This window comes from Pseudomonas salicis (genome assembly GCF_057128705.1).
This window is the reverse complement of the sequence record NZ_JBSKHU010000004.1, coordinates 721,328-734,873: the sequence shown is the minus strand read 5'-3', so window position 1 is coordinate 734,873 and position 13,546 is coordinate 721,328. Positions and strand designations below refer to the sequence as shown.

The following is a 13,546-nucleotide window of genomic DNA, read 5'->3' as shown; positions in this document are numbered from 1 at the left end:
GTTCCTCTCTGGAAGCGAACTCATCCGCGAAAATGTGTCAACCGACGCGGATGCATTGACCGGACGCCCCATTCGCGAATGAATTCGCTCCCACAGTTCAAGCTGGCGTCCTCCCGCGCTATACGGGAGGACCCCAAGGCAGCTTCACGCCTTACTTCTTGGCCGCTTCCCAGCTTTTCAGCAGGTCCGAGTAGGCAATCGTTTCACCCTTAGGTTTCTCGTTGGCCAGTTTGCGTTGCGGGGCGAGGAACGCGCCATTGCTCTTCTCGGCTTTGGTGTACCACTCTTCCGCCGAAGTTTCCGGGTTCATCTTCGGTGCGCAACCACTCGCGTCCTGAACCTTCGAGCGCTCGATACGGGTCATGATGGCGTCCTGATCCTTGGCCAGGCCATCGAGCGCCGCTTGTGCGGTTTTCTCGCCGGTCACGGCCTCAGCCACATGGCTCCACCACAGTTGCGCCAGTTTCGGATAATCCGGAACGTTGGTGCCGGTCGGCGACCATTGGACGCGGGCCGGGCTGCGGTAGAACTCCACCAGACCACCGAGTTTCGGTGCCAGCGCGGTCATCTCTTTCGAGTTGATGTCCGACTCACGAATCGGCGTCAGGCCCACGATGGTTTTCTTCAGCGAGACTGATTTCGACGTCACGAACTGCGCGTACAGCCAGGCCGCCAGACGTTTTTTCTCGTCAGCCGATTTCAGGAAGGTCCACGAACCCACGTCCTGATAGCCGAGCTTCATGCCGTCTTTCCAGTACGGACCTTTCGGCGATGGCGCCATCCGCCATTTCGGCGTGCCATCGGCGTTCATCACCGGCAGACCTGGCTTGGTCATGTCAGCGGTAAACGCGGTGTACCAGAAGATTTGTTGCGCAACGTTACCCTGCGACGGCACAGGACCGGACTCGGAGAACGTCATGCCCGCGGCTTCAGGCGGTGCATAAGCCTTCAGCCAGTCGATGTATTTCTGAGTGGCGTAAACGGCAGCCGGACCGTTGGTGTCGCCGCCGCGGGTGATGCTGGAACCGACCGGATGGCAGCTCTCTACACGAATACCCCACTCGTCCACCGGCAGACCATTCGGCAAGCCTTTGTCGCCGCTGCCCGCCATGGAGAACCAGGCGTCGGTGAAGCGCCAGCCCAAAGACGGATCCTTCTTGCCGTAGTCCATGTGGCCGTAGACTTTCTTGCCGTCGATTTCCTTCACGTCTTCGCTGAAGAATTTGGCGATGTCTTCATAAGCCGACCAGTTCACCGGAACGCCCAGCTCGTAGCCGTATTTGGCCTTGAACTTCGCTTTGAGGTCAGCACGCTCGAACCAGTCGGCGCGGAACCAGTACAGGTTGGCGAACTGCTGGTCAGGCAGCTGATACAGCTTGGCCGGGGTGATGACCTTGCCCGACTCATCCTTGACCTCAGGCGAGGTGGTGAAGGAGGTGCCGATGAAGTCTTTGATGTCGAGTGTAGGCGAGGTGACTTTCGCGCCTTCCGGGCTGGCCATCAGGTCTGTCAGAGACAGCGCCTTGCCGTAGCGGAAATGGGTACCGATCAGGTCAGAGTCGTTGACCCAGCCGTCGTAAATGCTCTTGTCCGACTGCATCGCGGTTTGCAGCTTCTCGATGACGTCGCCCTCTTGCAGGAGGTCGTGAGTCACTTTGATGCCGGTGATTTCGGTGAAGGCCTTGGCCAGGGTTTTCGATTCATATTCATGGGTGGTCAAGGTTTCGGAAACCACCTTGATGTCCATGCCACGGAACGGCTCGGCGGCCTTGATGAACCACTCCAGTTCCTTGAGCTGGTCAGCGTCGGACAGGGTGGTCGGCTTGAACTCGCTGGCTGCCCATTTCTTCGCGGCATCCTCGTATTGATCCGCCCACGCCGAAACGCTCAAGCCGCTGAGCATCACCATCGTCGCAACCGTCACACTATGTCGCAGCTTGTTTTTCTTATTGAACATAGACACCTCCAGTGTTGATTCTTATGTAGTCCCGCTTTGCAAAACCGTTTGCACCACTTTCTGTAGGAGTGACCGGGCTGGCGCTCCACTTTGATCGCGATAGCGGTCTGCCAGAAATCACATCAGTGGCTGACGGATCGCTATCGCGAGCAAGGTGGAGCGCCACCCCGGTCACTTCTACAAGTGTTCATTCACTTCCTTTCAACCCCAACGCATCACCACCAACAGCCAGACCAGGGACAGCCCCGAGGCGACCCAGATGCTCCAGTCGGTCGCGCCAATCACCAGCAAATGCAGGTAGGCGCTGCCGAGAAGACCGATGAACAGCCGGTCGCCACGAGTGGTGGCAATCGGCAGAAAACCGCGGCGCTCGATGCTCGCCGAGCGCAATTCCCAAACGGTCATCGCAGCCAGAATGGCAGCGATGGACGCAAAGAAAATGGCGGTCGGCAGTGTCCAGGACATCCACTCCATTTTTTCGACTCCTCAGACACGACCAAGGGCAAAACCCTTGACCACGTGATTGCGAACGAACCAGATCACCAGCATGCCCGGCAGGATGGTCAACACTCCCGCTGCCGCCAACACGCCCCAGTCGATCCCCGATGCCGACACCGTGCGGGTCATCACCGCCGCGATCGGCTTGGCGTTGACCGATGTCAGTGTCCGCGCCAGCAGCAGCTCGACCCACGAGAACATGAAGCAGAAAAACGCCGTGACACCGATCCCCGAACCAATCAACGGGATGAAAATTTTCCCGAAGAATTTGGGGAAGCTGTACCCGTCGATGTAGGCCGTTTCGTCGATCTCCTTCGGCACGCCAGACATGAAGCCTTCGAGAATCCATACCGCCAAAGGCACGTTGAACAGGCAGTGCGCCAACGCGACGGCGATGTGGGTGTCGAACAGACCAATCGACGAATACAGCTGGAAAAAGGGCAACAGGAACACCGCCGGTGGCGCCATGCGGTTGGTCAGCAGCCAGAAGAACAAGTGCTTGTCGCCGAGGAAACGATAGCGGGAAAACGCGTAAGCAGCAGGCAATGCCACGCTCAGCGATATCACGGTATTCAGGCAAACGTAGTACAGCGAGTTGATATAGCCGCTGTACCAGCTCTCGTCGGTGAAGATCACCTTGTAGTTCGCCAGGGTGAAATCCTGGGGAAACAGCGTCAGACCGCCGAGGATTTCGGTGTTGGTCTTGAAGGACATGTTCACCAGCCAGTAGATCGGGACCAGCAGAAACAGCAGGTAGATCCACAGCGGCACGACTTTACGAAGATTCATGGGCCGCTCCTCAGTTCTTTTCGCCGTGGGTCATGGCGGTGTAGAACACCCACGACACCAGCAGGATGATCAGGAAATACACCAGCGAGAACGCCGCCGCCGGGCCAAGGTCGAACTGGCCGAGCGCCATGGTGGTCAGGGTCTGGCTGAGGAAAGTCGTCGAGTTACCCGGTCCGCCCCCAGTGAGCACGAACGGCTCGGTGTAGATCATGAAGCTGTCCATGAAGCGCAGCATCACCGCGATCAGCAGCACGCTCTTCATCTTCGGCAACTGGATGTGTCGGAAAACCGCCCAGTTCGATGCCCGATCAATCCGCGCAGCCTGGTAGTACACGTCCGGAATCGCCCGCAAACCCGAGTAGCACAGCAGCGCTACCAGCGAGGTCCAGTGCCAGACGTCAATGATCAGTACCGTTACCCAGGCATCCGAGGCATTGGCCGCGTAGTTGTAGCTGACGTGCAGCACGTTGTTGAGAAACCAGCCCAGCAGGCCGATGTCGCCACGGCCGAAAATCTGCCAGATGGTGCCAACCACGTTGAAGGGGATCAGCAGCGGAATCGTCATCACGATCAGGCACACCGAAGACCAGCGACCCTTGGTCGGCATGGTCAGCGCAATGGCGATGCCCAGCGGGATTTCGATCAGCAACACGCAGGCCGAATAGATGAACTGGCGCAGCAACGAGTCGTGCAGACGCGGGTCCTGCAGCACCTGCCTGAACCAGTCGGTACCGACGAAATAGCGGCTGGACTGGTCGAAGATGTCCTGCACCGAATAGTTGACCACGGTCATCATCGGGATGATGGCGCTGAACGCCACCAGCAGGAACACCGGCAGCACCAGCCACCAGGCCTTGTTGTTCTGCACCTTACTCATGGGGCACCTCGCTGGCCGACGCTGCACTGGCGTCGGCTTCCAGCAGAAATTCATCGGCGTAGAGCATCAACCACTGGGCCGGAAAACTGATCCAGGCCTGGCCTTGCGGCACCGGCTTGTCTTCCTGCAGGCGGACCTTCAGCGATTGCCCGGCCAGGTTCAGGGTGAGGATTTTGTAGGTCCCCAAGTCCTCGACATAGGTCACGTCGGCGCACATGGCGTCGTCGAACGGTCCATCCCAAACATGGACGAACTCGGGTCGGATGCCGACCTTGAGGCTGCTCCACTTCGTTGCGGCCAGCCGCTGTTGCAGGGCTTCCGGCAAAGGCAGATGAATGCCGCCGAAGCCCACGCCGCCTGCCTCGGGCCTGACCTCAATGAGGTTCATGCCGGGGCTGCCGATGAAGTAACCGACAAAGGTGTGATGGGGTTTTTCGAACAGCTCACGCGGGGTGCCGAACTGCACGATCTGGCCGCCGTACATGACCGCGATCTTGTCGGCGAAAGTCGAAGCTTCCAGCTGATCGTGGGTGACGTAGACCATGGTGATGTTGAACTGCTCGTGGATCTGCTTGAGCTTGCGCCGCAGTTTCCACTTCAGGTGAGGGTCGATCACGGTCAGCGGTTCGTCGAACAGGATCGCCGACACGTCGTCGCGCACCAGACCGCGGCCCATGGAGACTTTCTGCTTTTCGTCAGCCGTGAGGCCCTTGGCTTTCTTTTTCAGCAGCGGTTGCAGGTCCAGGACGTCGGCGATTTCCTGCACCTTGATCTGAATTTTCGCCTCGGCCATGCCCTGATTGCGCAGAGGGAAGGCGAGGTTGTCGTACACCGTCATGGTGTCGTAGACCACCGGAAACTGGAAAACCTGAGCGATGTTGCGCTGCTCCGGCGACATGTCGTTGACCACGGTAGTGTCGAACATCACCTTGCCTTCCGACGGGCTGAGCAGGCCGGAAATGATGTTGAGCAAGGTCGATTTGCCACAGCCAGACGGGCCGAGCAAGGCATACGCCCCGCCCTGCTCCCAGATGTGAGTCATCTCGCGGATCGCGTAATCTTCAGGGCCAGTGGGGTTTGCGCTGTAGCTGTGCGCGAGTTGTTGCAAGCGGATCTCGGCCATCAGGCAACCCTCGCCATGCGCAAACCGGGCGCTTGGATAAGCCCGCCCTGCTGATCGAACACGAATAATTTGTGAGTCGGGATGTACACGCGAATCGGCGTATCGACGTCGTACTCGTGCACGCCCGGCAGGTGCAGGACCAACGAGAAATGCTCGTTGCGCACGTGAAGGAAGGTCTCCGAGCCGCTGATTTCTGCCAGTTCCACGGTGACCGCCAGTTCCAGATCGTCGTCGTTGGACGGTACGAGACTCAGGTGGCTAGGGCGCACACCAAAACCGTATTCGCCATCGCCGATCTTGCGCAGGTCAACGTTGAGCGGGAAATGCACGAAGTTGGCGAAGCTCACTTCGTTGCCATCGATACGGCCCGGCATCAGGTTAATCGGCGGCTCGGAGAACAGCTCGGCGGCCAGCACGGTTTTCGGCTGGTGGTAGACCTCAGGGGTCTTGCCGCTCTGGATCAGCCGACCTTCGTGCAGGATTGTCGTGGTGCCGCCCAGCGCCAGCGCTTCGTTGGGCTCGGTGGTCGCGTAGACCGCGATGGTGTTGCGGGTCTCGAACAGCTGGCGCATTTCCTGACGCAGCTCTTCGCGCAATTTGTAGTCGAGGTTGACCAGCGGCTCGTCGAACAGAATCAGCTCGGCGTCTTTCACCAGCGCCCGCGCCATGGCCGTACGCTGCTGCTGGCCGCCGGAGAGTTCGAGGGGATAGCGACTGAGGAACTTCTCGATTCGCAGCATTTTGGCGGTTTCCCGCACGCGGCTGTCGATTTCGTCTTTCGACATTTTTGCCTGGCGCAGCGGCGAGGCAATGTTGTCGTAAACGGTCATGCTCGGGTAGTTGATGAATTGCTGATAAACCATCGACACATTGCGATGACGCACGGCCACTTGGGTGACATCTTTGCCATTCATCAGTACGCGGCCGCTGTCTGGCTTGTCCAGACCGGCCATCAAGCGCATCAGGCTGGTTTTGCCTGATAAGGTGCGCCCCAGCAATACGTTGAATGAGCCGGGTTCGAAGCTCAGCGACGCATCGTCGATCCAGATTTGACCGTCGACGGCTCGGCTGACGTGCTCAAGCGTGAGAGACATGGCGTGCCCTTTTTATTTGTCTTGTTCGGGGTGAAGCTGTTGGTCTGTTTTTTTAACGACCACGTGTTGGATAGCGACAATCGTGCCAATCGACCTTCGCTAACGAACACTGCGCCAAAACCCGCGATCTAGAGCGCCGGAGGCAAATCGAGCGTTCTGTCGATATTCGTTGGTGAACATAAGTGAACAGAAAAGGCTGAACACCTGAACAAAATGAACATTGACTTTGAACAATCCTGAACAACAATGGGTGAACGTTTCGAGCACGGATGCTTGGCCCACGCCGTACCCCAAAAACAATAAAAGCTACCGGACGGAGCCAGACCATGGCCGCTACAGGCGCATCCACCGCTCACGACACCATCATTCGGGACTCATGGGCCCGCTGCCGCGAATTCGGCCTGGACCATCAGTCCCGTCCCGCGTTCGATCGGCTGCCTGAACAACAGGTTTCGCAACTGTTGGAACGCCATCAGTCGCTGGTGCAGACCACCCATCAACAGGTGCTGCCCTTCTACGAGAACATTCTCAGCAACTCCAACTGCCTGATCCTGCTGGCTGACCAACAAGGCCAGGTGCTCAATTCGTGGGGCACCAAGCGCTTCGTCGAACCAGATCAGCAGCGGGGTTTCATCGCCGGCGCCAGTTGGCTAGAACGTGGGGTCGGCACCAACGCCATCGGCACGGCGCTGGCCTGTGAACAGGCTGTTCACATTGAACACGATGAACACTTTTTGAAGGCCAACCGTTTCATGACGGGCTCTGCGGCGCCGATTTTCGATGCCTCGCGGCGTATGGTCGCGGTGCTCGATGTGTCCAGCGACAGCTTCCTGCCACCCTCCCACACGCTGGGGATGGTGAAGATGATGAGCCAGACCATTGAGAACCGGCTGATCCTGGACCAGTTCCAGCACGGCTATTTTCAGATGACGTTCAACACCGGGCTGAACAACCTGGACAGCCAATGGGCCGGTTTGCTGGTATTCGATGAAAGCGGCCGAATCGTGTGCGCCAATCGCCGGGCCGACAACCTCTTGGGTGTGCGTCTGTTGCAGGCCAACATCGAACAGCTGTTCAAGGCCCCGATTGCGCATTTGCTCGATCAGCAGGAAGGCCAGCCCTTCGCGCTGCAAGCCTCGGGGCATAACCGGTTTCATGGGGTGATCAAACGGCCCAAGGCCCCGGTGCTGAAATTCAGGGCCGCGACTGAGCTGAAGAAACCCGACACCGCCCCGCCGGGCTTTGGCGATGAAAAAGTGGCGAAAGCCACGCGGCAAGCGCAGCGTTTGTTAGAGAAAAACGTGCCGCTGTTGATTCTCGGCGAGACTGGCGCGGGCAAAGAGGTGTTCGTCAAACACCTGCATCAAGGCAGCTCCCGGGCTGATCAGCCGTTCATTGCGGTGAACTGCGCCGCCATTCCCTCGGAGCTGGTGGAGGCCGAGCTGTTCGGTTACGAAAAAGGCGCGTTCACGGGCGCTCACCATAAAGGCAGCGTCGGCCTGATTCGCAAGGCGGACAAGGGCACGCTGTTTCTCGATGAAATCGGCGACATGCCCCTGCCCGTCCAGGCCCGTTTGCTGCGGGTGCTGCAGGAGCGTTGCGTGCAGCCGCTGGGCAGCAGCGAGTTGTTTCCGGTGGACATTCGGGTGATTTCCGCCACCCACTGTTCGTTGCGCGAACAGGTGCAGAGCGGGCGTTTCCGGCAGGATTTGTACTACCGCATCAGCGGCTTGAACCTTGAATTGCCGCCCCTGCGCGACCGTACCGACAAGGCGGAACTGGTGCAGATGATCTGGGAGCAGCATCGCGAACCCCAGCAGACGGCGGGCTTCGAGTCGTCGGTGTTGGCGTTGTTCGAGCGGCATCCGTGGCCGGGGAATTTGCGTCAGTTGAGCAATGTGATTCAGGTGGCGTTGGCGCTGGCGGATGACGAGCCGATTTCTGCCGAGCATCTGCCGGAGGATTTCTTTGCTGATCTGGAGCTTGCCGATCTGGAGATGGAGAGCGAGAACAGCGAGCGGGTGACGGCGTTCAATCGTAAGGCCGCGCTGGATACGCCGGAGGAGTTAAACGAGCTGTTGCAGGCGGCCGGGGGGAATATTTCGCAGCTGGCCAAGCGGCTGGGGGTGAGTCGGAATACCTTGTACAAACGGCTGCGCGAACAGGGTTTCTGATTGTGGATTTGTGTTGCCGGAGCTGACGCTGTCGTCCGACTGCGGCCCAGAGCAAGCGAGCTCCTACAGTTGGAACGCGATCACTTGTAGGAGCGCGCTTGCCCGCGATGGCGTCAGACCTGCGATAAAGGTGCATCTGATGTACCGTCATCGCGAGCAAGCTCACTCCTACAGGGGATCGCATTGAACCTGTAGGAGTGAGCTTGCTCGCGATAGCGATAGATCAGGCGCTAGCGATCAATCCGCCAAGCGCCAGGTCGTTGCGCCTTTGCCGTCTTCCAGCACCACGCCCATGGCGGTGAGCTGGTCGCGGATGCGGTCGGATTCGGCCCAGTTCTTGTCAACGCGAGCTTGCAGGCGTGCTGCAATCAGCGCTTCCACTTCGGCCGCATCGACCCGCCCTTCAGCCCCTGCGCGCAGGAAGTCGTCGGCTTCAAGCTGCAACACGCCGAGCACGCTGGCCAGCTGTTTCAGGCGCGCCGCCAGACCGGCCGCAGCCGTGACATCGCTGTCGCGCAGGCGGTTGATCTCACGGACCATCTCGAACAGCACCGCACAGGCTTCCGGCGTGCCGAAGTCGTCGTTCATTGCCGCCGAGAAACGCTCGACGAACGCCTCACCACCGGCAGGCTCGGCGACCGGCAGGCCTTTGAGCGCGTGATAGAAACGCTCCAGCGCGCCCTTCGACTCTTTCAGGCTGTCTTCGGAATAGTTGATCGCGCTGCGGTAGTGGCTCGACACCAGCAGGTAACGCACCACTTCCGGGTGATATTTATCCAGCACGTCGCGGATGGTGAAGAAGTTGTTCAAGGACTTGGACATCTTCTCGCCATTGATGCGGATCATGCCGCAATGCATCCAGGCGTTGGCGTAGGTCTTGCCAGTGGCCGCTTCGCTCTGGGCAATTTCGTTTTCGTGGTGCGGGAATTCCAGGTCGGAGCCGCCGCCATGAATGTCGAAGGTCTCGCCCAGGCAGCAGGTGGACATCACCGAGCATTCGATGTGCCAGCCCGGACGGCCCGCGCCCCACGGCGACTCCCAGCTCGGCTCGCCCGGCTTGACGCCTTTCCACAGCACGAAGTCCAGCGGGTCGTCCTTCGCTTCGTCGACTTCGATCCGCGCACCGATGCGCAGGTCTTCGATCTTCTTGCGCGACAGCTTGCCGTAGCCCAGGAACTTGCCGACGCGGTAGTACACGTCGCCATTGCCCGGCGCGTAGGCGTAGCCCTTGTCGATCAGGCTCTGGATCATGTCGTGCATGCCGCCGATGTAGTCGGTGGCGCGCGGCTCCATGTCCGGTTTGAGGATGTTCAGGCGCGCTTCGTCCTCGTGCATCGCGTCGATCATGCGCGCGGTCAGGGCATCGAACGCTTCGCCGTTTTCACGGGCGCGGTTGATGATCTTGTCGTCGATGTCGGTGATGTTGCGCACGTAGGTCAGGTCGTAGCCGCTGAAACGCAGCCAGCGAGTGACGAGGTCGAACGCGACCATGCTGCGGCCGTGGCCCAAGTGGCAGTAGTCGTACACGGTCATCCCGCAGACGTACATGCGCACCTTGTTGCCATCCAGCGGCTTGAAGACTTCTTTGCTCTTGGTGAGCGTGTTGTAAATGGAAAGCACGTTCTGCCTCTTATCTGTACTGCATCAAGTCCACGCGTCACGCAGCGTGACGGTCCGGTTGAATACCGGCTGACCAGGTTTCGAGTCTTTGATGTCCGCGCAGAAATAGCCTTCGCGTTCAAACTGGAAACGGTCTTCCGGCTGAGCTTCACCCAACGAGGGTTCAGCCCGACAACCGGTCAGGACCTGCAAGGAGCCCGGGTTGATGTTGTCCAGGAAGGTCTTGCCCTCCTCGGCCTTCTCCGGGTTCGCGGAGAGGAACAGACGGTCGTACAGACGCACTTCACATTCAATGCTTTCAGCGGCCGGGACCCAGTGGATCACGCCCTTGACCTTGCGGCCTTCCGGGTTCTTGCCCAGGGTGTCCGGGTCGTACGAGCAACGCAGCTCGACGATATTGCCGTCGGCGTCCTTGATAGCTTCATCGGCGCGGATCACGTAGCTGCCACGCAGGCGCACTTCGCCGTTCGGCTCCAGGCGTTTGTAGCCCTTCGGCGGCTCTTCCATGTAGTCGTCGCGGTCGATGTAGATCTCGCGGGAGAACGGCAGCTTGCGCACGCCCAGTTCTTCTTTCTGTGGATGACGCGGCAGTTCGAGGTGATCGACCTTGTCTTCCGGATAGTTAGTGATCACGACCTTCAATGGACGCAGCACGCACATCGCACGCGGGGCGTTGTGGTCCAGGTCCTGACGGATGCTGAATTCGAGCATGCCGAAATCGACCACGCCGTCGGAACGGTTGGTGCCGATCATTTCGCAGAAATTGCGGATCGATGCCGGGGTGTAACCGCGACGGCGGAAGCCCGACAGGGTCGACATGCGCGGGTCGTCCCAACCGTTGACGTGCTTTTCATCGACCAGTTGCTTGAGCTTGCGCTTGCTGGTGATGGTGTAGTTCAGGTTCAGGCGCGAGAACTCGTACTGGCGCGGCTTGCACGGCACCGGCAGATTGTCGAGGAACCAGTCGTACAGCGGACGGTGGCTTTCGAATTCCAGGGTGCAGATCGAGTGAGTGATGCCTTCGATGGCGTCCGACTGACCGTGGGTGAAGTCGTAGATCGGGTAGATGCACCACTTATCGCCGGTCTGGTGGTGATGGGCGTGGCGAATGCGGTACAGGATCGGGTCGCGCAGGTTCATGTTCGGCGAGGCCATGTCGATCTTGGCGCGCAGCACACGGGCGCCGTCTTCGAACTCACCAGCCTTCATGCGGGCGAACAGGTCCAGGTTTTCCTCGACGCCGCGCTCACGGAACGGGCTGTTCTTGCCCGGTTCTGTCAGGGTGCCGCGGTATTCGCGCGCTTGTTCAGGGGTCAGGTCGTCAACATAGGCTTTGCCCGCCTTGATCAGCTCGACGGCCCAGTCGTGCAGTTGATCGAAATACTGCGAGGCGTAGCGCACTTCACCGGACCACTGAAAGCCCAGCCATTTGACGTCGTTTTCAATGGCGTCGATGTATTCCTGGTCTTCCTTGGCCGGGTTGGTGTCGTCGAAACGCAGGTGCGTAACGCCACCGAATTCCTGAGCCAGACCGAAGTTGACGCAGATCGACTTGGCATGACCGATGTGCAGGTAGCCGTTGGGCTCCGGCGGGAAACGGGTCACGATCTGGGTGTGCTTACCCGAATCCAGGTCTGCCTGCACGATGGGGCGCAGGAAGTTGGTTGGAATTGCAGGGCCTGCCTTGGTGTTGGCAGCAGCGTCTTGAGTGGGCTTGCTCATAGGATCCTTGAAAACCTGACAGTCTTGGCCAGGGTAGGCCGAATAAATCAAAGCGCCTATCATAGCCGAACCTGTCAAGCCCCTGACAGCGCGCAGTGACAAAACTGCCGAGATACCTGGCAGGTGATTTCAGGCCGCGGGTTTAATTGCAACTACCCGTAGGGCAACCTGCCTCTGTAAACTGCGCGCCAGGGTGAATCAGCGGCCCTTGCAGCCAGCTTCTATGCTGTAAACCGCGATCGACACGTCCAACCACGAATTCCAAAAGAGCGATTCGAACATGTCCAAAGTAAAACTGACCACCAACCACGGTGACATCGTCCTGCAACTGAACGCTGAGAAAGCGCCGATCACCGTTGCCAACTTCATCGAATACGTCAACGCTGGCCACTACAGCAACACCGTGTTCCACCGCGTCATCGGCAACTTCATGGTCCAGGGCGGCGGTTTCGAGCCAGGCATGAAAGAAAAGAAAGACAAGCGCCCAAGCATCCAGAACGAAGCCGACAACGGCCTGCCGAACAAGAAGTACAGCGTGGCCATGGCCCGTACCATGGAGCCGCATTCGGCCTCGGCTCAGTTCTTCATCAACGTTGCTGACAACAGCTTCCTGAACCACAGCGCCAAGACCGTTCAAGGCTGGGGCTACGCGGTGTTCGGCGAGGTGGTGGAAGGTTCGGACGTGGTCGACAAGATCAAAGGCGTCGCCACCACTTCCAAAGCAGGCCACCAGGACGTACCGGCTGACGACGTGATCATCGAGAAAGCCGAGATCGTTGAGTGATATTGCTGATCTCCGATCTGCATCTGGAAGAAGGACGCCCGGACATTACCCGGGCGTTTCTGGATCTGCTCAGCGACCGCGCCCGTGGGGCCGAGTCGCTGTATATCCTCGGGGATTTTTTCGAGGTCTGGATTGGCGATGACGCGATGTCGCCTTTCCAGCGCTCGATCTGCGAAGCCCTGCGCGCCTTGAGCGACAGCGGCACGCAGGTGTTCCTGATGCACGGCAATCGCGATTTTCTGATCGGCAAGGCTTTTTGCAAAGCTGCAGGCGTCACCCTGTTGAAAGACCCGAGTGTCGTGCCATTCAACGGTGAGCCGGTGTTGTTGATGCACGGCGACAGCCTGTGCACCCGCGACGAAGCCTATATGCGTTTGCGCCGCTACCTGCGCAATCCACTGACTTTATGGGTCCTGCGCCATCTGCCCTTGAGCACCCGGCATAAACTCGCGCGCAAGTTGCGCAGTGAAAGCCGCGCGCAGATCCGCATGAAAGCCAATGACATCGTTGACGTGACCCCGGAAGAAGTCCCGCGGATCATGTCCGAATATGGGGTAAAAACCCTGATCCACGGCCACACCCACCGCCCCGCCATCCACAAATTGCAGATCGGCAACGACACCGCGCAACGGATCGTGCTGGGGGATTGGGATCGGGAAGGATGGGCGTTGCAGGTCGATGAACAGGGCTTTCAACTGACCTCGTTCGGGTTTGTGCAGGAGCAGCCGTTGGGGTTGCCACAGGACTTGCAGACACCACACACCCTGTAGGCCTTCGCTTGCTCGCGATAGCGTCATCTCACTCGCCTCTTCGTTGACTGATTCCACGCCATCGCGGGCAAGCGCGCTCCTACAGAAGATGGGTGCCAGACGAATCCTCAGCGGTGTATGCAAACCTTGTAGGAGCGC

At 59.2% G+C, this 13,546-nt stretch carries 10 protein-coding genes and 2 pseudogenes; 4 read left to right on the top strand and 8 right to left on the bottom strand.

Features of this window, described 5'->3' with window-relative positions:
* Positions 1–151 precede the first annotated feature (151 nt).
* From ACWKWE_RS17970 to ACWKWE_RS17945, 6 genes are all read right to left on the bottom strand, one after another.
* On the bottom strand, positions 152–1,957 hold the full coding sequence (locus ACWKWE_RS17970; protein WP_166593228.1) for an ABC transporter substrate-binding protein: 1,806 nt from the start codon (positions 1,955–1,957) through the stop codon (positions 152–154).
* Positions 1,958–2,158: 201 nt separating this feature from the next.
* On the bottom strand, positions 2,159–2,431 hold the full coding sequence (locus tag ACWKWE_RS17965; RefSeq protein WP_166593229.1) for a DUF2160 domain-containing protein: 273 nt from the start codon (positions 2,429–2,431) through the stop codon (positions 2,159–2,161).
* Between the two features lie 12 nt (positions 2,432–2,443).
* Positions 2,444–3,244: a carbohydrate ABC transporter permease gene (locus ACWKWE_RS17960; protein ID WP_296181211.1), complete on the bottom strand. Its 801-nt coding sequence runs from the start codon at positions 3,242–3,244 to the stop codon at positions 2,444–2,446.
* Between the two features lie 10 nt (positions 3,245–3,254).
* Complete coding sequence (locus ACWKWE_RS17955; RefSeq protein ID WP_166593231.1) at positions 3,255–4,121, bottom strand: carbohydrate ABC transporter permease; 867 nt, start codon at positions 4,119–4,121, stop codon at positions 3,255–3,257.
* A complete protein-coding gene (locus ACWKWE_RS17950; RefSeq protein WP_483851259.1) occupies positions 4,114–5,244 on the bottom strand; it encodes an ABC transporter ATP-binding protein in 1,131 nt (376 codons plus the stop codon). Before ACWKWE_RS17950 ends, ACWKWE_RS17955 begins: the two co-directional genes overlap by 8 nt.
* Positions 5,244–6,338 (bottom strand): ABC transporter ATP-binding protein, encoded by a 1,095-nt coding sequence (locus ACWKWE_RS17945; RefSeq protein WP_166593233.1) that lies wholly within the window; start codon positions 6,336–6,338, stop codon positions 5,244–5,246. The genes ACWKWE_RS17950 and ACWKWE_RS17945 overlap by 1 nt, the downstream gene beginning before the upstream one ends.
* A 326-nt stretch (positions 6,339–6,664) precedes the next feature.
* Here ACWKWE_RS17945 and ACWKWE_RS17940 point away from each other — a divergent pair.
* Positions 6,665–8,305: pseudogene (locus ACWKWE_RS17940) on the top strand (sigma-54-dependent Fis family transcriptional regulator); the annotation flags it as partial.
* 81 nt (positions 8,306–8,386) lie between these two features.
* Positions 8,387–8,512, top strand: a pseudogene (locus ACWKWE_RS17935) (helix-turn-helix domain-containing protein); the annotation flags it as partial.
* Between the two features lie 237 nt (positions 8,513–8,749).
* On the opposite strand, the gene cysS reads toward ACWKWE_RS17935, so the two are convergent.
* Positions 8,750–10,132, bottom strand: a complete 1,383-nt coding sequence (cysS, locus tag ACWKWE_RS17930; RefSeq protein WP_166593235.1) for a cysteine--tRNA ligase — start codon at positions 10,130–10,132, stop codon at positions 8,750–8,752.
* Between the two features lie 24 nt (positions 10,133–10,156).
* Entirely contained in the window at positions 10,157–11,854 is a 1,698-nt protein-coding gene (locus ACWKWE_RS17925) for a glutamine--tRNA ligase/YqeY domain fusion protein (protein ID WP_166593236.1), read from the bottom strand.
* Positions 11,855–12,134: 280 nt separating this feature from the next.
* Between ACWKWE_RS17925 and ACWKWE_RS17920 the strand changes: the two genes are divergently transcribed.
* Together ACWKWE_RS17920 and lpxH are read left to right on the top strand one after the other, a co-directional pair.
* On the top strand, positions 12,135–12,638 hold the full coding sequence (locus tag ACWKWE_RS17920) for a peptidylprolyl isomerase (RefSeq protein ID WP_166593237.1): 504 nt from the start codon (positions 12,135–12,137) through the stop codon (positions 12,636–12,638).
* Positions 12,635–13,408: a UDP-2,3-diacylglucosamine diphosphatase gene (gene lpxH / locus ACWKWE_RS17915; RefSeq protein WP_483851258.1), complete on the top strand. Its 774-nt coding sequence runs from the start codon at positions 12,635–12,637 to the stop codon at positions 13,406–13,408. The genes ACWKWE_RS17920 and lpxH overlap by 4 nt, the downstream gene beginning before the upstream one ends.
* The last annotated feature ends 138 nt before the right edge of the window (positions 13,409–13,546 follow it).